General features: G+C 35.1%; 18 protein-coding genes, 1 pseudogene and 1 riboswitch. Of the genes and pseudogenes, 14 read left to right on the forward strand and 5 right to left on the reverse strand.

Features of this window, described 5'->3' with window-relative positions; all coding sequences use genetic code 11:
• Window positions 1–3 precede the first annotated feature (3 nt).
• From gntT to GQ590_RS06945, 3 genes are all read left to right on the forward strand, one after another.
• Window positions 4–1,326, forward strand: coding sequence for a gluconate transporter (gene gntT, locus GQ590_RS06935; protein ID WP_160407629.1), 1,323 nt, complete (start codon window positions 4–6; stop codon window positions 1,324–1,326).
• Between the two features lie 206 nt (window positions 1,327–1,532).
• On the forward strand, window positions 1,533–2,999 hold the full coding sequence (gene guaB / locus GQ590_RS06940; RefSeq protein ID WP_160407631.1) for an IMP dehydrogenase: 1,467 nt from the start codon (window positions 1,533–1,535) through the stop codon (window positions 2,997–2,999).
• An 809-nt stretch (window positions 3,000–3,808) separates the two neighbouring features.
• Window positions 3,809–4,555, forward strand: a complete 747-nt coding sequence (locus GQ590_RS06945; protein WP_160407633.1) for a PoNi-like cognate immunity protein — start codon at window positions 3,809–3,811, stop codon at window positions 4,553–4,555.
• Between the two features lie 142 nt (window positions 4,556–4,697).
• On the opposite strand, the gene pssA is transcribed toward GQ590_RS06945, so the two are convergent.
• The gene (gene pssA / locus GQ590_RS06950) at window positions 4,698–6,053 is read right to left on the reverse strand and encodes a CDP-diacylglycerol--serine O-phosphatidyltransferase (protein WP_160407635.1); all 1,356 of its coding nucleotides are present in this window, start codon (window positions 6,051–6,053) and stop codon (window positions 4,698–4,700) included.
• A 201-nt stretch (window positions 6,054–6,254) separates the two neighbouring features.
• A complete protein-coding gene (ydiK, locus tag GQ590_RS06955; protein ID WP_160407637.1) occupies window positions 6,255–7,307 on the reverse strand; it encodes an AI-2E family transporter YdiK in 1,053 nt (350 codons plus the stop codon).
• Window positions 7,308–7,411: 104 nt separating this feature from the next.
• Here ydiK and eco point away from each other — a divergent pair, with 104 nt between their 5' ends.
• The 8 genes and pseudogenes from eco (at window position 7,412) to GQ590_RS06995 (ending at window position 15,346) form a co-directional block, all read left to right on the forward strand.
• Complete coding sequence (gene eco, locus GQ590_RS06960) at window positions 7,412–7,906, forward strand: serine protease inhibitor ecotin (protein ID WP_160407639.1); 495 nt, start codon at window positions 7,412–7,414, stop codon at window positions 7,904–7,906.
• 336 nt (window positions 7,907–8,242) lie between these two features.
• On the forward strand, window positions 8,243–9,352 hold the full coding sequence (locus GQ590_RS06965; RefSeq protein ID WP_160407642.1) for an extracellular solute-binding protein: 1,110 nt from the start codon (window positions 8,243–8,245) through the stop codon (window positions 9,350–9,352).
• Between the two features lie 101 nt (window positions 9,353–9,453).
• Complete coding sequence (gene potG / locus GQ590_RS06970) at window positions 9,454–10,590, forward strand: putrescine ABC transporter ATP-binding subunit PotG (RefSeq protein WP_337189480.1); 1,137 nt, start codon at window positions 9,454–9,456, stop codon at window positions 10,588–10,590.
• Window positions 10,591–10,908: 318 nt separating this feature from the next.
• A pseudogene (locus tag GQ590_RS06975) lies at window positions 10,909–11,781 on the forward strand (ABC transporter permease subunit); the annotation flags it as partial.
• Window positions 11,782–12,783 (forward strand): ABC transporter permease subunit, encoded by a 1,002-nt coding sequence (locus GQ590_RS06980; RefSeq protein WP_202112918.1) that lies wholly within the window; start codon window positions 11,782–11,784, stop codon window positions 12,781–12,783. It begins immediately after the preceding pseudogene.
• Window positions 12,784–12,892: 109 nt separating this feature from the next.
• Window positions 12,893–13,070: riboswitch (FMN riboswitch) on the forward strand.
• A gap of 187 nt (window positions 13,071–13,257) precedes the next feature.
• Window positions 13,258–13,896: a 3,4-dihydroxy-2-butanone-4-phosphate synthase gene (gene ribB / locus GQ590_RS06985; protein ID WP_160407644.1), complete on the forward strand. Its 639-nt coding sequence runs from the start codon at window positions 13,258–13,260 to the stop codon at window positions 13,894–13,896.
• Between the two features lie 743 nt (window positions 13,897–14,639).
• On the forward strand, window positions 14,640–15,005 hold the full coding sequence (locus GQ590_RS06990) for a multidrug efflux SMR transporter (protein ID WP_202112919.1): 366 nt from the start codon (window positions 14,640–14,642) through the stop codon (window positions 15,003–15,005).
• A 26-nt stretch (window positions 15,006–15,031) separates the two neighbouring features.
• Complete coding sequence (locus GQ590_RS06995) at window positions 15,032–15,346, forward strand: multidrug efflux SMR transporter (protein WP_160407645.1); 315 nt, start codon at window positions 15,032–15,034, stop codon at window positions 15,344–15,346.
• A 99-nt stretch (window positions 15,347–15,445) separates the two neighbouring features.
• Here GQ590_RS06995 and GQ590_RS07000 read toward each other — a convergent pair whose 3' ends face one another.
• Both GQ590_RS07000 and srmB read right to left on the reverse strand, forming a co-directional pair.
• Window positions 15,446–16,048: a peroxiredoxin C gene (locus GQ590_RS07000; RefSeq protein WP_160407647.1), complete on the reverse strand. Its 603-nt coding sequence runs from the start codon at window positions 16,046–16,048 to the stop codon at window positions 15,446–15,448.
• 134 nt (window positions 16,049–16,182) lie between these two features.
• On the reverse strand, window positions 16,183–17,475 hold the full coding sequence (gene srmB / locus GQ590_RS07005) for an ATP-dependent RNA helicase SrmB (protein ID WP_160407649.1): 1,293 nt from the start codon (window positions 17,473–17,475) through the stop codon (window positions 16,183–16,185).
• Window positions 17,476–17,822: 347 nt separating this feature from the next.
• Here srmB and trmA point away from each other — a divergent pair, with 347 nt between their 5' ends.
• The 3 genes from trmA (at window position 17,823) to GQ590_RS07020 (ending at window position 21,352) form a co-directional block, all read left to right on the forward strand.
• Window positions 17,823–18,920 carry a tRNA (uridine(54)-C5)-methyltransferase TrmA gene (gene trmA, locus GQ590_RS07010; RefSeq protein ID WP_160407651.1) on the forward strand — a complete coding sequence of 366 codons (1,098 nt, stop codon included), beginning with the start codon at window positions 17,823–17,825 and terminating at the stop codon, window positions 18,918–18,920.
• A 355-nt stretch (window positions 18,921–19,275) separates the two neighbouring features.
• The gene (locus GQ590_RS07015) at window positions 19,276–19,962 is read left to right on the forward strand and encodes a heavy metal response regulator transcription factor (protein WP_160407653.1); all 687 of its coding nucleotides are present in this window, start codon (window positions 19,276–19,278) and stop codon (window positions 19,960–19,962) included.
• Window positions 19,949–21,352, forward strand: coding sequence for a heavy metal sensor histidine kinase (locus GQ590_RS07020; protein WP_160407655.1), 1,404 nt, complete (start codon window positions 19,949–19,951; stop codon window positions 21,350–21,352). Before GQ590_RS07015 ends, GQ590_RS07020 begins: the two co-directional genes overlap by 14 nt.
• On the opposite strand, the gene GQ590_RS07025 is transcribed toward GQ590_RS07020, so the two are convergent.
• Entirely contained in the window at window positions 21,345–21,545 is a 201-nt protein-coding gene (locus tag GQ590_RS07025; RefSeq protein WP_160407658.1) for a YaeP family protein, read from the reverse strand. The genes GQ590_RS07020 and GQ590_RS07025 overlap by 8 nt on opposite strands.
• Between the last annotated feature and the right edge of the window lie 4 nt (window positions 21,546–21,549).

Here is a 21,549-nt window from a genome sequence, read left to right on the forward strand (position 1 = left end):
TTTATGCCATTAATCATAATTGCTATAGGTGTAGCTCTGCTACTTATTTTAATGTTACCACTTCGAGTTAATGGATTTATTGCTCTCATCCTAGTTGCATTAAGTGTTGGTGTTATGGAAGGAATGCCAATTATGGATGTTGTAAAATCAATTAAAAATGGAGTTGGTGGTACACTTGGTAGTTTAGCCTTAATTATGGGTTTTGGGGCAATGCTAGGAAAACTACTAGCCGATTGTGGAGGTGCACAACGTATTGCAACAACGCTTATTGAAACATTTGGTGATAAAAAAATCCAATGGGCTGTGACGCTTACTGGTTTTATTGTTGGCTTTGCTCTTTTTTATGAAGTTGGTTTTGTTTTATTATTACCATTAGTGTTAACCATCGCCGCAACATTACGAATATCCCCTTTGTATGTCGGCATTCCAATGGCTGCTGCATTATCTGTTACGCATGGTTTTTTACCTCCACATCCAGGGCCAACTGCGATTGCTGAAATTTTTAAAGCAGATATGGGACGAACTTTGCTTTATGGCACTATTATTGCTATCCCAACGGTAATTTTAGCAGGACCTGTATTAGCAGGATTACCATTTATTCGTGCAATTAATCATCCAATTGAAGACGGTTTATACAATTCTAAAAAATTCACTGATGATCAAATGCCAAGTTTTGGTATCAGCATATTTACTGCGTTGATTCCTGTGATCTTAATGTCAATTCGTGCTGTTTGTGAAATGACGTTAGCTAAAGGCCATGCAGTATTACCTTATGTTGAATTTTTTGGTGATCCTGTCATTGCAACATTAATTTCAGTTTTAGTTGCCGTATTTACTTTTGGTATTTTCCGTGGGCGTTCAATGGCCCAAATTAATGAAACGCTTGCTAACTCAATCAAAATCATCGCAATGATGTTATTAATTATTGGTGGCGGCGGTGCTTTCAAGCAAGTGCTTGTTGATAGTGGTGTTAAGGTTTACATTGAAGAGCTGATGCATTCGTCAAGTGTTTCACCCATTGTTATGGCTTGGCTAATTGCTGCATTATTACGTTTGGCACTAGGTTCAGCGACAGTAGCGGCATTAACTGCTGGTGGTATTGTATTTCCACTAATCGCCTCAACAGGAGTAAGTCCTGAGCTGATGGTTATTGCAACGGGGGCAGGTAGCGTTGTGTTTTCACACGTTAATGATCCAGGATTTTGGTTATTTAAAGAGTATTTCAATTTAAGCATTACTGAAACAATGAAGTCATGGTCATTGTTAGAAACAATAATCTCTGTTTGTGGGTTAGCAGGTTGCTTAGTGATTAATATGTTTATTTAATCAAGCTTCATTGTCTATTTTACCTCATCAGGTTTGTCTTACTGATGAGGTATTTTCCGTATATCTTCACACATTTTGAACTCATTCATTTTTATTTATTTTCTATTTTAATAGAAAATAAAATTTTACTGGTTTTTTAAATTAAAAGCAGATAGAATGCTTCGGCAATATTTTATCAACAATTCAACTCAATGGTGAATATTGTCATGTCTCGCATAGTTAAAGAAGCCCTCACGTTTGACGACGTGTTATTAGTTCCTGCTCACTCAACGGTCTTACCTAATACAGCTGATATCTCTACTCAACTAACCCAAACTATAAAGCTCAATATTCCAATGCTGTCAGCGGCAATGGATACCGTCACCGAATCCGATCTTGCTATTGCATTAGCCCAAGAAGGTGGAATTGGTTTTATACACAAAAATATGTCGATTGAAAGTCAAGCCAATCATGTAAGATGTGTTAAAAAGCACGAAAGTGGCATTGTACAAGATCCTGTATCTGTTTTACCAACTGCTACCATAGAGCAGGTTATTGAACTTGCTAAAGAGCACGGTTTTGCAGGATTTCCTGTTGTGACCGAAAGCCAAGAGCTTGTCGGTATTATTACCGCGCGTGATGTACGTTTTGCCACAGACTTATCTTTACCTGTTACCGCAGTTATGACACCAAAAGACCGTTTAGTTACCGTTAATGAAGGTGAACAACGCGAAATTGTACTACAAAAAATGCACGAACACCGTGTAGAAAAGGTTCTTGTTGTTGATTCACGATTCCATCTAAAAGGCATGATCACCGTCAAAGATTACAATAAAGCAGAACAAAAGCCGAATGCCTGTAAAGATGAAAAAGGTCGTTTGCGTGTAGGTGCTGCCGTTGGCGCTGCGGCAGGTAACGAAGAGCGCATTGCAGCATTAGTTGAAGCAGGTGTTGATGTATTATTAATTGACTCGTCACACGGTCATTCCGAGGGTGTACTTGAACGCATTCGCCAAGCAAGAAAGACCTATCCAGAACTACAAATTATTGGAGGTAATGTTGCTACAGCCGAAGGTGCTAAAGCCTTAATTGATGCCGGCGTTAGTGCTGTTAAAGTTGGAATTGGCCCAGGCTCTATTTGTACAACTCGTATTGTCACTGGCGTTGGTGTACCACAAATTAGTGCTATTATGGACGCAGTCGAAGTGGCGCAAAAGCACAGTATCCCAGTTATTGCTGATGGTGGAATTCGTTTTTCTGGCGATATTGCTAAAGCGATTGCTGCAGGCGCGTCTTGTGTGATGGTTGGTTCCATGTTTGCAGGTACTGAAGAAGCTCCAGGCGAAATTGAACTATTCCAAGGTAGAGCCTATAAATCATATCGAGGTATGGGATCGCTTGGTGCCATGGCTAAAGGATCTTCTGATCGCTATTTTCAAACCGATAACGCTGCTGATAAACTTGTGCCAGAAGGCATAGAAGGGCGCATCGCCTATAAAGGACAATTAAAAGAAATTATTCACCAACAAATGGGTGGTTTAAGATCTTGTATGGGATTAACGGGTTGCGCAACGATTGATGAATTAAGAACTAAGTCTAAATTCTATCGTATTACGGGGGCAGGTATGAAAGAAAGCCACGTCCACGACGTTCTTATTACCAAAGAGCCACCTAATTATCGAGCTGGTGCGTAAAAGAGGGGAAACCCTCTTTTTATTTTGTATTTTATTTAGTATTTTTTATTAGATTTTGATTTGGTTTTTACTAAAAAATAAATATTTCAACTTGTTAATTTTTTAACAAAACTTATTTAAAGTGTAGGAATTACTCTCGTTGTTTACAATAATTTGAGAAACACTGTAATAAATATACATAAAAAACCAAAATTAACGCCCTATCACAGACAAGAAATAGGGCGCTGATATCATAAAGAAAAACAACCGTCACTAATTAGGCCAAACACTCTATGGTCATTCGCTAGAGCATTTATAATATGCTAAACAAGCCTGATGAAAGCTGTTAGTTCTTTTAACCTGCTAGAATAAACGCTATAAAAAACTGCCTGCCAAAATGCGATGTCTATCTAAAACATGCTATTTATAACCTCAAAAAACGCATTTAACATTAAATAACATCACTCCTCTGAATATAACACACTAATAAAAGTGTAATTTTTTAGATAAACGGTGTAATCACTATTGGGTATTTACTCGACTGCTCTTTTTTTAGGTTAAATTTTTGTAAAAAATATTCAGGAGTCTATACCGTCTGGAGATTAAAAAATGAAAAGAGTGATACGAACTTTAAATTGAAATGTGGCATAATCAACAAATATTTAGTGATAAAAAAGACAACAAAACTTAAATGTTTTATTAATTTTTATAATACCGTTAAACTGCATAAAATGATTTCAAGGGAAACGCCTTATACATTTTTAGAGGATCAGTCAGCCCTTGGCCTTAACTAAAAAATAATTAATTTTACCAAAAAAAGAGATAACCATATGGAACTAAGAGACAAATTAAACTCCCTAGAAGGGTATCAAGAAATTATAGATTTAAAGATACAGTTCATTAAAGAACGTTTTGAAGAAATAGAAAATTTAAAACAAGATGAAAAGGAAGGAATACAAAAATACCCCAAACCAAATAATGAAATTATCGAAGCAACATATGATAGCATTTTCATTTATCAATCTGATATTTTAATTGCCAAATACTCAATGGGGCAACCCATATCATCCATTATGGAAGAATATAAAATAACGGTTTCTTATATGGAAAAAGGCTGGGACGCAATATCCGGCTATATATCCATGGTTTGGATGTTATCTATCGGTATTATGCTGGAGGCAGAGCCAGATATATTTGAAAAATTAAAATCTTTGGTTGAAAGGGATCATCTTAATGATTATCTGGTTGATTTTCTTTTACAAAACAGTACCCAATGGGGCAAACAAACGGCAAAGTTTGAATTTCCAAGACCTTATAAAGCAACTCAAGACATTATTTCATTGGCTCAAACAGATAAAACCGCAGCCCTAGAAAGATTAAAAAAATACCTGAAAAAAGAGTGGTATAGAGGACATTCTGATTTGGGTTGGCATGATGGACATAAAAGCAAATGGAATATTCATACAGGCTATTGGAGCTTTGAAAGTGGTGCGTTAGCCAAAATACTCGGCTTAGACGACACCACTCTAAAAGACCAACCATACTACCCTTACGATATGGTGCATTGGGAAAAATAAAATATGGAAATACTTTATACCAACGATTGGCTAAAATTTCGAACCCATCCTAAATTTTGTGTATTTGAAAATAAAGTTGATGGTTAATTCTGATACCAAATTCAAACAAATCTATTAAATTTTTTATTCATCCCCTCCACAGTTATAACAACCGCTTAATAATCCTATCCACTTTGATGCGAGTTAGTCGCTTTATCAACTTATGAACTTGATTTGGATAAAATTGGCTTGCTTGGATTTGTTGAAAATGCGTTATCAACGTGGTCTTTTGACGAATGGTGTTCAGTTCTTGGGTGAACTTATCACTTAATTCTTGTTTTGGGTCATGCACTAATATGCCGTTTTCAAGGTCAAGCCGCCATGCTCGAGGATTTAGATTATTACCAGTTATGAGCGCCCATTTGTTATCCACCCAGATGCCTTTTAGGTGATAGGTTTGTGCTTCATCCTTCCATAACCTTATGGTCAGTTGTTCTTTATCAATAAAACTTTGTAAGCGTTCAATAAAGCTTCTTAAATTAATTTCATATAAATAAGGCAATCCGCCTGATATGTTAAAGGGTTGATCAGGTGGAATGTAGAAGTCGTTAGCTTCTTTGTCGCCAATAATTAATTCGATTTGGCGCCCTTTGCGTAGCAGGCGAATAATGTCGCGCACTAGGATGTTAGGCAAATTAAAGTATGGCGTACAAAAAATAATTTTTTGTTCGGTTACGTTGATTAAGTGATGGATGATTTTATTTAGTGAGTTATTACGCCCAAGTCCCATTATTGGGGCAACCGATAAGGCGTCGTTGTCGGCATTGCCGTCATATTGGTAACTTGCATCCATTAAGTGTTGGCGCAGAGCTTTGATTTCGGATTTGATCTGTTTGCGCGTTTTGTGTGTGCCAGTGTTAAGTAGCTGTATAGCTTGATATGGCATAAAGTGGTCGTTGATAAATTGCACCATGCTATCGGCTAATAACGGATTAGTGATAAAGTGGTAGCGGTCGTAGCGGTATTTTTCACGTTTGTGTAAATAGACGTTATTAATACTTGCGCCACTGTAAATGACGGTGTCATCAATAATAAAGCCCTTTAAATGCAATACACCAAGTACTTCGCGGCGGTTTACTGGAACGCCATAAATAGGAATGTCGATTTCTAGGTGCTGCTGTTTTAGCTGGTAGTAATAGTTGGCGTTGGTGTGGGCTTTATCTTCGCCAATTCGTCCACGTTGTGCACGGTGCCAGTCAACAAATATTTTGATATCTAAGTTTGGGCGTTGTTGTTTGATTTTGTATAGTTCGTTAAGAATTTCTTTGCCAGCTTCGTCTTGTTCCAGATAAAGTGCAACTATATAAATACGATGCTGAGCTTGTTTTATGCTTTCCAGTAAAGCCAGTCGATAAGCTTTAGGGCTATAGACAATTTGGTATTGATCTGCATTTTGTTGAATTTTGGCTAATTCATCAAGATGTTTTTGGTGATTATATTTTATAAATGGTATTCGCATGATTTATATATCATTATAACTGATCAATTACGTCAGATTTTTATCTAAGGTAATCTAAATACGATCAGTAAAAATAACGCTCCTTTCTATTTTTGTATGCATTTTTGCTAAGTTGCTTTGGGTTCAGTGTGCTATTTTATTTGTGTCACCTTCTGCCTTTAGCAGCTTGTTTATGCTTTATTGTGGGTGATGATAAATGGTTTAAGATTGTTCATCAACCCATGTTTGAATTATTTTATAAGTTAATGCCAGTACCACAGGGCCAATAAATAGCCCCATTATGCCAAAACCTAGTAATCCGCCAATGACGCCAAATAATATAAGCAAAAAAGGTAAGTCGGCGCCTTTTTTGATTAAGTAGGCTCGCATTACGCTATCTAAAGTTGTCAATATGATTGCAACAACAATTAAGATAATACCTGAAATGGTGTTGCTCACCCAAAATTGCCAACAGATACATCCTAGCATAACAACAACAGGGCCAATTTGTGCCACACAACAAATAAATAAGATGAGTGTTAGCACGCCAGGTAGCGGCATTCTAGTAAATACAAAACTTAATCCGCCAATTAAGGCTAAGGTGATAGCAGTAACTACAACGCCAAGTGCTACAGCACGGATGGACTGGCCTGCTAATGTGACAGTGGTTGCGCCATATTGTTTTGATAATCGATTGGCAAGTAAGTAGACGTATTTGGTGATGTTTTCGCCTTTTAAATAGAGTAATAGGCTAAAAATGATCATCACACCAGCATGAAAGATAAATATGCCAATGTTAGTGACTTGCTCAAGTAGCCAGCTTATCATGGTACCAATATAAGGTTGTATATTTGATACTAAGTCAGAACCATCAGTTTGAATTAGCGTTAACCATTTTTGGTGTAGTTCAGGGCCAAAGGCTGGGATGCTTTCAAGCCAGTCAAGTGTTGGTAGTTTTTGATGAGATAGTGTTTTTGCCCATTCAATAAGGTGATGACTATTTTGAGCTACCGAACTAATAATTAATATGAACGGTATAATGCAAACAAGAGCCAATATCAGCGCCATAACCAGTAACGATAGCCAGCGTTTATTAAATAATTTTTGTTGAATTTTTATCATTAATGGCCAAGTGGCAATAACTACCATCACCGCCCAGAAGAATCCGAATAAGAAAGCTTCAACAACACGATAGGTAATAATGATTAGTAATCCGATAATTAAAAGGTTTAAAATTAGTTTTAATAAGTCAGTCGTGTTTTTTTCTACTGGCATTTTTTTACCATATTTATTAATCTTGATGGCGTTATTATACGCATTATCACTTCAAATTAATATGATGGTGTTTATAATTAATTTTGTTAATGGAGATTTTAAAAATGAAAAAATTAATGTTATTGACATTATTAGGTGTGGCGTTAACTGCGTGTGCAAATTCACCTAAAATGAAACCTATAGCACAAAATGCCAATGATACGGCGCCATTTCCTACAGCTCAAGCTGGTTTTACACGTTATGCTATCCATTTACCAGCGATTGCTAATGAAAGCAACACAAAAGTTGAGGTGATTATTGGTAAAGAGATGAACGTTGATTGCAATTTTCATAATTTAGGTGGCGTTGTTAAGCAAGAAGAGCTTAAAGGTTGGGGATATTCTTATTATGTTGTTGAAAAAACCGTTGGCAATCTATCAACATTAATGGCTTGCCCTGAAGGTAGCAGTAAAAAAGAGTTCGTGACAATCAATCATAATTTAGGTTTATTTAATTATAACAGTAGTTTACCATTAGTTTTTTATGTCCCCAATGATTTACAAGTAAAATACCGCGTTTGGCAACCTAATAGTAAAACTATGCAAGCTACTGCCGAATAATAGCGGTTAATTAATTGCTAAATAACTGTTTATTATCTTATGGGTGGTTAAAACATAGCCACTCAGTTAAGAAAGTTTTAATATTTGATTTTTTAAGTAGACATCTTGAAAAAAAAAGGTATTTTATCCATCGTAATGCAAGGTTAGCTCTACTTGTTCATTTATTTTATTAATGACTTGTGATTGCCTGATTACCTCGGTTTCGCTAGGCGTTTATTATGTTGGTGATTTATTCATTGTTAATAACGTCGATAGCAAAATTTGGGGGTCCGTTGTGTCTTTACAATGGGCTTGTGTCTAACATGTAATATCCCTACAAGAGGAGAAGTGGTGAGCATGTTTACTCAACGTAAAACAATTTTTTCAATCGTGGCTGGTGTTTCACTGGCGTTATCTCAATCTGCTATTGCTAAAGATCGTGTCGTGCATTTTTACAATTGGGCAGGTCAAATCGGTTCTCATACGATTTCGGATTTTGAAAAATCAACAGGCATCAAACTTGTTTATGATGTGTACGATTCAAACGAAATCCTTGAAGGTAAATTAATGGCAGGCCACTCTGGGTTTGATGTGGTTTCACCTTCTGATAGCTTTTTAGCTAAACAAATTAAATCAGGTGTTTATTTACCGTTAGATAAAAGCAAGTTACCAAATTGGAAAAATCTTGATCCAAATTTAATGAAGTTAATGGCAACGCATGATCCTGACAATAAATATGCTATTCCTTATGTATGGATGACAACAGGTATCGGTTATAACATTGATAAAGTTAAAGAACGTTTGGGCAAAGATGCGCCAGTTGATAGTTGGGATTTAGTCTTTAAACCAGAAAATATGGAAAAACTAAAAGATTGTGGTGTGGCATTTTTAGATGCGCCAACTGAAATCTTTGCAAGTGCACTGCGATATTTAGGTAAAGATCCAAACAGTACTGATGCTAAAGATTATACTGGTGCGGCTTACGAGTTGTTAGAGAAAGTGAGACCAAATATTCGTTATTTCCATTCTTCACAATATATTACTGATTTGGCAAATGGTGATATTTGTGTCATTTTAGGTTGGTCTGGCGATATTTTACAGTCACGAGATAGAGCTAACGAAGCAAAAAATGGTGTGCATGTTGGTTATCAAATTCCAAAAGAGGGCGCATTAGTCTTCTTTGATACTTTTGCTATTCCAAAAGATTCAGACAACCCTGATGAAGCGCATGAGTTTTTAAATTTTGTTATGAAGCCTGAAATTGCCGCACAAGTTACTAACGATGTGAATTTTGCTAGCGCCAATAAAGAAGCAAATGACAATTTTGTAAAACCAGAGGTGAAAAACGATCCAGCGGTTTATCCAAAACCAGAAGTGATGGAAAAACTATTCACTTTGCAAGTTAAAGATCCTAAACTTGAGCGCGTAATTACTCGTACATGGACTAAACTTAAAACTGGTAAATAGTCGATATTTGGTATATCGAATTTAAGTGTTAATTCTAGACGGATGGGTTATTTAGCCTTTCCGTCTCGTTTTTTTTGGCTTGTTGTTATGAGGAAAATAGAGTGAATAATAAAACAACAAATCAGGTACAGCCTAAAAAAAAGATGGTAACTCCACTTTTGGAGATCAAAAATTTAACCAAGGTTTTTAATGATGATTATTATGCCGTTGATGATGTTAATCTGACTATCTATACTGGCGAAATTTTTGCCTTATTAGGTGCGTCAGGCAGCGGTAAATCTACGTTATTACGAATGCTTGCAGGTTTTGAACAGCCTACCTCAGGGCAGATTATTCTTGATGGTAAGGATTTATCACAAGTTCCGCCTTATGATCGTCCAATTAATATGATGTTTCAATCGTATGCTTTATTTCCTCACATGACGGTTGAGCAGAATATTGCCTTTGGTTTAAAACAAGATAAATTAAATTCATTTGAAATAAAACAGCGTGTTGAAGAGATGTTAGCCCTTGTGCACATGGAGCAATTTGGGAAACGTAAACCACATCAATTATCTGGTGGTCAAAGACAACGTGTAGCACTAGCACGAAGTTTGGCTAAACGTCCAAAATTGTTATTGCTTGATGAGCCAATGGGAGCGCTCGATAAACAACTTCGTGATCGTATGCAACTTGAAGTGGTGAGCATTTTAGAGCAAGTGGGTGCGACGTGTGTGATGGTGACACATGATCAAGAAGAAGCCATGACTATGGCTGGCCGTATTGCTATTATGAATAAAGGTCAATTTGTACAAATCGGTGAGCCTGAAGAGATTTATGAACATCCAAATTGCCGTTACAGTGCCGAATTTATTGGTTCAGTAAATGTCTTTGATGGTATTTTGCAAGAAACACAAGAAGACGGTTTGATTATTAGCTGTCCTATGATTAAGCGCCCATTAAAAGTTGATTATGACTCACCAGCGGTTGAAGGTGTACCAACACAAGTTGCACTACGTCCTGAAAAAATTAAACTATGTGACGAAGTCCCAGAAGATGGCTATAATGTGGCAACAGGTGAAGTGGTCGAAATCGCTTACCTTGGGGATCTGTCGATTTATCACGTTAAATTACCAAGTGGGCAAATTATTATTGCGCAACTTCAAAATGAACATCGTTATCGTAAAGGTATGCCAACTTGGGGTGATATAGTTAACTTAAGTTGGGAAGTTGATAGCTGTGTTGTGCTTACTGAATAAACAAAAGAGGATATCATAATGCGATCCATTGTATTAGGATTGTTGTTAAATGCATTTGTGTTGCTCAATGTTTATTGGCGTTTTGTGACAACAGGAGCATTTGATAACTTATTTCTAGATGCGCTATTTACTGCAATGACCTTGGGATTTTTGTTGTCATGCTTGGGGTTATATTTAGCAAATTATAAACCATCTAAATTTGCTTATCGGCTAATTATTGCTGGCAGTATATTGTTTGTTCCTGCTGGGCTTGTGACAATTTATTTTGCTTATAAAAAAATGAAGCAACAACGCCCAGATACTGATCTGATGACACTTTATGGGCGGTTAATGGTTATTGCTATCCCTTATTTATGGATGCTATTGCTATTTTTATTACCATTCTTAATTGTCTTTAGAATTAGTTTTTCTGAAAAAATCTTTGCTATTCCACCTTATACTGATTTATTTAGTTATGATGATGGATTACTAAATATTGCTTTGAATTTTAGTTATTATATTAATTTATTTCATGATAATATTTATTTTGCGTCTTATTTAGAATCATTAAAAATTGCGGCTATTTCAACCATATTATGTATTTTAATTGGTTATCCATTAGCATGGGCAATTTCGAAATGTAAACAATCCACACGAAATATTTTGTTATTATTAATTATTTTGCCATCTTGGACATCGTTTTTAATTCGTGTTTATGCGTGGATTGGTATTTTAAATCAAGAAGGTTTTTTAAATCACTTTTTAATGTGGTTAGGAGTTATTGATCAGCCTCTCGTGATTATAAAAACCTATTTGGCTATTTATATTGGTATTGTGTATTCTTATTTACCGTTTGTGGTATTACCAATTTATACTTCGTTAAGTAAAGTGGATTCGACGTTAATAGAAGCCGCATTGGATTTAGGTTGTAAACCAATTAAAACCTTTTTCAAAATTATTGTGCCACTCACTAAAAATGGCATTATTGCTGGCGGTATGCTAGTGTTTATTCCAGCCGTTGGTGAATATGTGATACCTGAATTATTAGGGCCATCTGAAAGCATTATGATTGGTACGCAGATTGGGACTATATTTTTTCAAAATACCGATTGGCCAGCAGCAGCAGCGGTTGCGACTGTTATGTTATTGATTTTGATCGTGCCAATTTACTATTTCAATAAATTTCAAAGCCGACAAATGGAGGGTAAATAGATGAATGATTTACCTGTTATTTTGCGATCTTCTGTGATTGTATTTATCTCATTACTATTGGGCTCGTTAATACTATCAGTACTGATTAGTTCGGCTGGATTAGGTTTACTTACCAATATAAGCTTATATGTTAATAGTTTAATATTTAGCTTGATTGTGACAGTGATTGTGACATTAGCACTTATTTTTCGATGTCTTAAAGGGCTTATTTTATTGGTGGTATTTTCGTTTTTATATATCCCAATGATTATTTTAATTGTTTACTCATTTAATAGTTCTCGTTTAGTGACGGTATGGGCAGAATTTTCAACTAAATGGTACTTTGAGCTAATGCATAATGAAGAACTACTTAAAGCTGTTGGTCTGAGCTTAGCAATTGCCGCGTGTGCAGCGACTTTTGCAACAGTTTTAGGTACGCTTGCCTCTTATGCTATTGTTCGCTTTAAACGATTTAAAGGTGCAAATCTGTTTTCATTTATGACAACAGCACCACTTGTTATGCCTGATATTATTACAGGCTTGGCATTGTTGCTTTTATTTGTTGGTATGGGGCAGGTTCTTGGATGGCCAAAAGATCGTGGCGCAATTACTATTTGGATGGCGCATACCACATTTTGTATGGCTTATGTAACTGTAGTCATTAGTGCTAGGCTCCGTGAGCTTGATAAATCAATTGAGGAAGCCGCTTTAGATTTAGGTGCTAATCCATTGAAAGTGTTTTTTATTATTACATTGCCAATGGTTGCTCCAGCATTAGTTTCTGGTTGGTTATTAGCCTTTACTTTATCGCTTGATGATGTGGTGATTGCTAATTTCATAACAGGGCCTGGAGCAATGACTTTACCTAAATTGATCTTCTCTAAAGTAAAATTAGGTGTTGATCCGCAAGTTAATGCGCTGGCAACTATTATTTTATTGATTGTTGGAATCATCGGGTTTATTTCATGGTTATGGATGCGTAAAACCGAACGACGTAAAATAAATGAAACTCGTATGCATTAATACACACCGTACTTTCTATTATTGCCGCATTTTGCGGCAATATTCGTTTTAAAATCTCCGTGTTTTTTTTATCATTTTATATTATAGTGTGACTTGTCAATTTTTTTGGCAAAATTCTCAGGGCGGGGTGTAAGTCCCCACCGGTGGTATAGCCCACGAGCGCTTAATTTGTCTTGCTAACTGTGATGATTATTTTATTATGCAGTTAATTATTGATAGGTTAAGGTCAAGCAGATTTGGTGAAATTCCAAAGCCGACAGTTAAAGTCTGGATAAAAGAGAGTTGCTTATCTTTCCAATATTTGCTGAAAGGCAAAACCATGCTAGTCAAGCACAGCCCTGATTCTGGTATTTTATTTATTTGTACTTAATTAATGTGATGACTAAATAGATCATCGTTAAATGGTTAAACGGTTATTTAAAGTTGATTAAGTAAATAATGAAATGAGCAAGTTAAAAAATATAGGTATTTACCATGAATCAGTTTAATTTAAATGAGTTTGGAACGCCCATTGAGCGCGTTAAAAAAGCGATCGCATCTATTAAAGCTGGCCAAGGTGTTCTGGTTTTAGACGATGAAGATCGTGAAAACGAAGGCGATATTATTTGGGCAGCAGAGTCCATTACAAGTCAGCAAATGGCGCTGACTATCCGTTATGGCAGTGGCATTGTTTGTTTATGTTTGCCACAAAAACGTTGTGATGAGTTACATTTGCCAATGATGGTGGCAAATAATACCAGTAAAAACAATACGGCGTTTACCATTTCGATTGAAGCCGCTAATGGGGTAACAACAGGGGTGTCAGCCGCTGATCGTGTTACAACGATTAAGGCTGCGGTGAATGATAACGCTAAACCGAGTGATCTTAATCATCCTGGGCATGTGTTTCCTTTAGTTGCTAAAGAAGGCGGTGTTTTAGTTCGTCGAGGTCATACCGAAGCATCGATTGACTTAGTGACATTAGCCGGTTTAAAACCAGCAGCTGTGTTGTGTGAGCTAACTAATGATGATGGTACTATGGCAAAAGCACCAGAAGTGGTTGAATTTGCAAAACAATATCATATGCCAGTTGTAACAATTGAAGATATTGTTGAGTATCGTAAATCAATGTAATACAACTTACAACAATATTATTTAATTTAGTTGTGGGAAAACGCCGAGTTGTTTACGCATCATGATAAAAATGGTTCTCTAAAAATGAATAATGCGTTTTCCCAAAATCACTTTATTGGTTTAACCTTATTATAAAAGTTAATAAACCACTTAATTTTTGTTTTTTATCTTTTGAATTATTAAATATTTGCTGATTATCTCACACCTCAATTCAAAGTTTATATCACTCTTTCGGCTTTTTTATTCGTTTATAAATGGACGAGTTTGGTGAATTTTTGATTAATATGATGGTTATCACGCTGTTTATCTAAATAAACAAAAACAGCGCCATTTGTCAAAAACTTTCAGGAACGTATAGTGTTTAAGTAAAAAAAATCATAACAATAATAAAAAATAAATATTCTTTAGTTTGTAGTTTTGTTTGATTTTTAAGTAAAGGTAAACGTTTGGTATCAAGGCGTAGCATTTTACTTAGGTAGTTTAATCTATATAAGAGATACGCATGAATTATAAAAATTAGCCCTTGCTATTTATGAACCTTCATTATAAAATCATTTACTTATTTGAAAAATAAGAATAAAAGTTGTAACGATGTTCGTAGCATTAAACACTATGGCCTAATGGTTAGGAATATATAACAATTAACATCTTTTGGTGGCAAATTTTTATTTGCGAACCATCTTTGTTTTGCCGCTTCTTATCGGCAATAGAGCATAATCAAAACATATATTTAAAGCAAAAACTTGATTACTACGGCAAAACTAAAACAGCAAAGCGAGGTAGCTATGTTTAGCGTTAATAAAGAGTGGGCATTTGTGGTGCTGACCTGCTTTTTTGAATTGTGTTGGATTTTGGGATTTAGCATCGCAACAGAACTTTGGCATTGGATTATTATTGTATCACTCATTATTGTCGATTTTACCTTTTTGACTAATGCTTGTAAAACGATTCCCACAGGTACAGTTTATGCTATTTTTTCAGGTGTTGGAGCGATTGGCGCAACAGTAATTGATATATTGCTTTTTGATAAAGAAGTTAAGTTAATTCAACTTTTTTTTGTTGCACTAATTATTGTTGGTGTTGTTCAACTAAAACGAGCTGATAGTTAATATTATAATAAAGGATAATTTCAATCATGGGATGGCTGCTTATATTGATAGCGTCAGTTTTTGAGGTGTTTGGTGCAATTGGCCTTAAGCTATATGCTGAGAAAAAAAATCCATTTAGGCTAGTTTTGTATTGGGGGGGATTTTTTGTTTCTTTTGTGCTTTTTTACTTTTCGCTCCATTATCTTGAGTTAAGTATTGTTTATCCTGTTTGGGTTGGTCTTGGTACATCAGGCGCGGTATTAGCCAATATGCTGTTATTTAATGAGCCTAAAAACTTTCCACGTTTGTTTGGGCTTACCATTATTATTATTGGCGTTGTGGGGTTACACACAACTTTATGACTAGTTTGAATTTGTTATCCTTATAGATAAAAAAACCGGAGATAAACTCCGGCAGTAATATTTTGGATGAAATAAATGAACTAAATTAAATTGACTAAATTAAATTTCGTCGGCATATTGTTTTAAGAAACTAGCAACGCCGTCTGGGTTTGCTTGCATACCTTTTTTACCTTTTGTCCATTGTGCAGGGCAAACTTCACCGTGTTCTTCATGGAATTGGAACGCTTCAACAATACGGATCATTTCGTCGATGTTACGACCAATTGGTAAATCGTTAATTGTTTCGTGGCGTACAATACCTGATTTATCAATAAAGAATGAAGCACGTAATGCAACACCTGCTTCAGGATGTTCAATTCCATATGCTTGCATAATTTCATGTTTAACGTCTGCAACAATAGGGAATTTCACTTCACCAATGCCACCTTTATCTTGTGGTGTGTTTCGCCATGCATTGTGTACGTATTCAGAGTCCATTGAAACACCAATTACTTCAACACCACGTTTTTTGAATTCTTCTAAGCGGTGATCAAATGCGATGATTTCAGAAGGACAAACAAAAGTGAAATCCATTGGCCAGAAAAATACAACAGCATATTTACCATTAATATGTTGTGATAAATTGAAATTGTTAACAATTTCACCAGAACCTAGAACTGCGGCTGATGTAAAATCTGGGGCTTTGCGAGTGACTAATGTCATGCGTTTTCTCCTATATATTATTGCAAATCTTATCGCTACGTATTATAGCGATTTAAGTCTGTTATCCAAGTCATTATAAACAATCAATATCATAAGTTTAACCTATTAAGTTGTGATTTATTGTTCGGTATTATTTATTGATTTTTTGGTTTACCTTTGTTTTTTGTGTCCCGATGACGTTGTTTTATTTTTTTCTTTTTGATTTCTTCTTTTTTGCTAGCTTTTTTTAATTTTGCTTTTTGCGATGGTTTTTTCTTTGTTGCTGGTTTTGGCGCTTTGGTTTTTGGTCGCAATTGGTCAATTGTTCTTAATTTGATTGGCTCTTGAATATAGCGCTCAATTTTTTGTAGTAATTCATTATCGTGCGCTTCTACTAACATTATTGCCGTACCTTTTTTACCTGCACGGGCGGTGCGGCCTATACGGTGTAAGTAAACATCGGCTGTTTTTGGTGCATCAAAATTAATAACATGAGTAATATCGTCAATATCGATTCCACGAGCTGCGACATCGGTAGCTATGAGTACATTAACAGTGTTGTTGCTGATTCTTTTTATTGCTTCGTTACGTTTTGCTTGTACCATTTCCCCTTCTAAATAGCAGCTATGGATGCCAGCTTGATGTAGTAAGCTAACTAATTCATGTACACGTTCACGTTTACGGACAAAAACGATCGTTTTTTTTAATTCTTCCTGTTTTAATAAGTAAGTAAGCAGCGCTACTTTATGAGCTAAATCATCAGCACGGTAATAAAATTGTAAGATTTTTTTACGTTCTTTACGCGATGGGTCAGCGTTGATTTCGACAGGATCGTTCAAAATACGGTTAGCAAAATCATTTAGTCCATCACCCTCAAGTGTGGCTGAAAATAGTAAGGTTTGTTTACGCCAACGTGTTTCGGCTGATATGGTTTCGACATCTTGCGAAAAGCCCATGTCTAACATGCGATCAGCTTCATCTAAAATAAGCATTTCAACTGCTCGGCAGTCAAAATTCTCTTCTTTTATATATTGTAATAATCGACCTGTTGTCGCAATAACAATATCTTGATTTTCGCTAAATACTTCAGCGTGGTTCATATAAGCAACGCCACCAGTAATGGTTGCAATACTTAAATGTGTCGATTCGGTTAATAATTTGGCTTGTTCGGCAATTTGCATGGCAAGTTCACGCGTTGGTGTTAATATTAAAATACGCGGTGGGCCTGGCTTTCGACGTGGAAAGTCAAGTAAATGTTGCACGGCAGGAATTAAAAAGGCCAGTGTTTTACCTGTGCCTGTAGGGGCTGAGCCTAAAATATCTTTGCCATCTAAAGCAACAGGGATTGTTTGCGTTTGGATTACTGTCGGTGTGGTTATATTTTGTGCTTGAAGATTGTGAATTAAAATATCGTCTAATTCTAAATCAGAAAAAGTCTGTGCTGTCATAGTATTCTTTTTATCTAAAATGATACGGCACATTATAACGTCAATCGTTATAACTACAATCGTTATCACCAGAATCTTTATGACTATGATTAAAAGTGTTATATCTTTATTGGTTATTTTATCGTGTGCCCGTCTAAAAACGAGGCTTTTGCTCATGCAAAACTTATCATTATTAGTTATTTGTGATACCATTGACCATTATGGGTAATGATATACAAATGGTTATTTGTTATATTGTTTATATAAAATTGCTTAGCTTTTATGTTTAACCATTTCGTTATTTGATACAGCTTGACTCAAAACTTCATATTAAATAATACTTCTATAATAATCATCAGATGATAACTATGACTGAATGTTTTTCAAATAATAGCTATAACCAACAGTTAGAAAAGAAAGTCGATAATTTAAAAGCATTATTATCGGATTTCTCTGTTCCTGAATTAGCAGTATATTCATCGCCTATTAGCCATTATCGTATGCGTGCTGAGTTTAGAATCTGGCATCAGGATGAAGATCTTTATCATATTATGTATGATAAAAAAACAAAAAAACGGGTGCGAATTGATGAGTTTCCGGTCGCAACAAAGTTAATAAATCAAGCGATGCAGGCAATTTTACCTTTGTTACGGCATAACCAAGAACTTCGTCATTTATTATTTCAAATTGATTATTTTTCTACTTTAAGTGGTCAACTGTTAATTACGCTTTTGTATCATAAAAAATTAAATGAAAAATGGACTCTTGAAGCAAAAAAGTTAAAAGCGCAATTAGCAGAACAAGGCTTAGATGTTAATATTGTAGGGCGCGCAAGTAATCAAAAAATAACAATAGATGTCGATTATGTTGATGAAGTTTTGCCAGTAATGGATAAAAAGTTTATTTATCGTCAAGTCGAAAATAGCTTTACTCAGCCTAATGCTGCGGTAAATATTAAAATGCTGCAATGGGCTATTTCAGTCACCAAAAAATCATCGGGCGATTTACTCGAATTTTATTGCGGTAATGGTAATTTTTCGATCGCGTTGGCACAAAACTTTCGTAAAGTGTTAGCCACTGAAATAGCGAAAGCATCTGTTTATTCAGCACAGCATAATATTGCTGTCAACCATATCGATAACCTTGTTATCGCACGGTTATCAGCCGAAGAGTTTACTAGCGCTATAAAAAAAGAACGCGAGTTTAATCGTTTAAAAGGGATTAATTTGGATGATTATCAGTGCGAAACAGTGCTTGTTGATCCTCCTCGCGCAGGAGTTGATTTAAATACGATTAATATACTCAAATCTTATAAAAAGATTATTTATATATCATGTAACCCTAATACATTACATGATAATTTACAACTTTTAACCCAAACACATTCAATTCAACATTTTGCTATGTTTGATCAGTTTCCTTATACCGATCATATTGAAACAGGTGTTGTATTGTGTAAAAAGTAAAAAAATGTAAAATAGAGTATTATTAGTTAATAATATTCCATTATTTATACCTAACCACTTATTGCTCAAAGTCTGTATCAGCTTACGTCTATTTAGAATAAAAAAAACCCTAGTAAACTAGGGCTGCATTAAATTGCAAGGAATGGATGAAAGGAAATAAAACAATGAAACAATAATGTCTAGCCTCATGAATCATTGTGTGGATACTATAGCAGACTAAATAAAACTAATTGATGACCGGTCTATTACAATACAGTAATTTATTTGTCATGATCTGTTTTGTTTTTTCATATATTCTATTATTACATTATGTAATTTTTGATAACCGCCTAAAATAATGAAAGGAATATTAAAAATGAAATTGTTAGTTGTTGAAGATGAACATAAAACTGGTGAGTATCTTCGTCAAGGGCTAGTAGAGTCAGGTTTTATTGTTGATTTGACCGATAATGGTTTAGATGGTTATCATCGAGCAATGACTGAAGATTATGATTTAATTATCTTGGATGTGATGTTACCCGATATTGTGGGTTGGAAATTTGTTCAATCTTTGCGTGAAGCTGGAAAAGATACTCAAATTATATTACTCACCGCTATGGGAAGTATCGATGATAAAGTCAAAGGATTTAGCTTAGGTGCAGATGATTATTTAGTTAAACCATTTTCGTTTGCTGAATTACTAGCAAGAATCAAATCATTATTAAGACGTAATGCACCGCAAGTAAATAATTATCAATTAAGTATTGCAGATTTGGTAATGGATCTACCTAAACGAACAGTAACGCGAGCTGGAAAACGAATTGATTTGACTAATAAAGAATTTATGTTGTTAGAATATTTTTTGCGTTATCCTGGTGAAGTGTTACCTAGATCACTTATTGCTTCACAAGTTTGGGATATGAATTTTGATAGTGATACTAATGTGATTGATGTGGCCATTAGGCGATTACGTAATAAAATTGATGCAGATTTTGAACCTAAATTGATTCATACTGTACGTGGAATGGGATATAAATTGGATGTATTAGATGAAGTTGACTAAAATTGTATCATTTCGGTTACCATTAATTGTTTGTTTACTTACTTGTGGACTACTTTACTGTTTTAGTTACTTTATTGAACGTTGGTTTGAAAAACTTTCTGTTCACCAAAATGTATCAGAGTTAACATCTGTTATCTCATCCATAGAGCGCGAACTTACTTATTATTCACAGGATGATAATCGTGATGAATTTTTTCAGAGCCTACTATTAATTTTAACCGGTCATCATCGGTTATTTGTCTATATTGTTGATGATTCAGGCAAAATATTATATCGCACACGGGGACCTAATCTTTCTATTGCCTTAAAACCTGCTGATTTTGAAGAAATTATTACTAAGCATACAACAACAGTATCGAATGTGAATCAATCATCTTATCGTATTGCTGCATCAAGGGTCATAACTGATCAAAACAAACAATACACAACTATTGTAGCTGTTGGTCGTGACTTACAGATTGAATTTATCAGGCGATTAAGAAAAGGCTTAAAAATACTTATTGGTATTTCTTGTATCTTGGCGTTAATTGGTTCATTTATTTCTATCTATCTTACTCAAAAACCGATTAATCGATTAATTAAGAAGATTGAACGTATTAACTTAAAAAACCTTAACCATCGTATTTCAACTTCATCTGTTCCAGTAAAATATGTTAGTTTAGTCAGGGCTTTTAATAAGATGCTTAACCGAATGGAAGATGTTTTTCAAAGACAACGTAATTTTACGGCAGATATAGCTCATGAAATGCGTACACCTATTACTAATTTGACAACTCAAACTCAAATCGTATTAAGCAATGCAAGAACGACCGAAGAGTATAGAGAAATCTTATACTCAAATTTAGAAGAGTATGAAAGAATGTCACAAATGATATCTGATATGCTCTTTTTAGCACAGGCAGATAATCGTCAATTAGTACCTAATCTAGTTGATATTAATTTGCATAACATGATGGTTATGGTATGTGATTATTTTGAGCCACTTGCTGATGAAAAAGCTATCAAATTCGAATTAGAAGGGGAGTGTTGTCATATTCTAGGTGATAGAATGATGCTAGCAAGAGCAATAAGTAATATTTTATCTAATGCCATTCGTTATACGCCAGAAAATGGAATTATTAAAATTACTTTAGCTCAAGTTAGTGAAAATCGTGTCAAAGTTGTGATTTCAAATCCTGGTAAAAAAATCGATAGTCGCCATTTGCCTCATCTTTTTGATCGTTTTTATCGTGTAGATGAGTCTCGTCATCGTAACGGCAATAATACTTCGGGTACGGGGATTGGGCTTGCAATTGTTAAATCGATCATTGATACGCATAAAGGTAATATTACAGTTGAATCAGACGAACAGTCCACTCGATTTATTATTAACCTGCCAACCGCTATTTAATATCAAAGTCACTGATTAATAAATTAGCCGCTGCATAAGCGGCTTTATGCTGTAATTCTTCGGGAACTTGTTCGTTACATACTACTTCATCAAGAACTCGCATTACTGCGCCTAACGCATCATCAATATAACCAAGTTCATTACTGCCAATTTGGGCGTATTTTTCACGAATTAGTTCACAATACTTATTCATTTTA

The sequence above is a fragment of the Gilliamella sp. Lep-s35 genome (genome assembly GCF_009795845.1).
In the GTDB taxonomy this organism is placed as follows: Bacteria; Pseudomonadota; Gammaproteobacteria; order Enterobacterales; family Orbaceae; genus Gilliamella.

Bases quoted from the DNA above. Each gene is read 5' to 3' on its own strand.
- GQ590_RS06980 (WP_202112918.1), top strand. From the start codon at position 11,782: ATGAATGATTTACCTGTTATTTTGCGATCTTCTGTGATTGTATTTATC.
- ydiK (WP_160407637.1), bottom strand. From the start codon at position 7,307: ATGCCAGTAGAAAAAAACACGACTGACTTATTAAAACTAATTTTAAAC.
- ribB (WP_160407644.1), top strand. From the start codon at position 13,258: ATGAATCAGTTTAATTTAAATGAGTTTGGAACGCCCATTGAGCGCGTT.
- trmA (WP_160407651.1), top strand. From the start codon at position 17,823: ATGACTGAATGTTTTTCAAATAATAGCTATAACCAACAGTTAGAAAAG.
- eco (WP_160407639.1), top strand. From the start codon at position 7,412: ATGAAAAAATTAATGTTATTGACATTATTAGGTGTGGCGTTAACTGCG.
- guaB (WP_160407631.1), top strand. From the start codon at position 1,533: ATGTCTCGCATAGTTAAAGAAGCCCTCACGTTTGACGACGTGTTATTA.
- GQ590_RS07000 (WP_160407647.1), bottom strand. From the start codon at position 16,048: ATGACATTAGTCACTCGCAAAGCCCCAGATTTTACATCAGCCGCAGTT.
- GQ590_RS06965 (WP_160407642.1), top strand. From the start codon at position 8,243: ATGTTTACTCAACGTAAAACAATTTTTTCAATCGTGGCTGGTGTTTCA.
- GQ590_RS06995 (WP_160407645.1), top strand. From the start codon at position 15,032: ATGGGATGGCTGCTTATATTGATAGCGTCAGTTTTTGAGGTGTTTGGT.
- GQ590_RS07025 (WP_160407658.1), bottom strand. From the start codon at position 21,545: ATGAATAAGTATTGTGAACTAATTCGTGAAAAATACGCCCAAATTGGC.
- GQ590_RS07015 (WP_160407653.1), top strand. From the start codon at position 19,276: ATGAAATTGTTAGTTGTTGAAGATGAACATAAAACTGGTGAGTATCTT.
- gntT (WP_160407629.1), top strand. From the start codon at position 4: ATGCCATTAATCATAATTGCTATAGGTGTAGCTCTGCTACTTATTTTA.
- pssA (WP_160407635.1), bottom strand. From the start codon at position 6,053: ATGCGAATACCATTTATAAAATATAATCACCAAAAACATCTTGATGAA.
- srmB (WP_160407649.1), bottom strand. From the start codon at position 17,475: ATGACAGCACAGACTTTTTCTGATTTAGAATTAGACGATATTTTAATT.
- GQ590_RS07020 (WP_160407655.1), top strand. From the start codon at position 19,949: ATGAAGTTGACTAAAATTGTATCATTTCGGTTACCATTAATTGTTTGT.
- GQ590_RS06945 (WP_160407633.1), top strand. From the start codon at position 3,809: ATGGAACTAAGAGACAAATTAAACTCCCTAGAAGGGTATCAAGAAATT.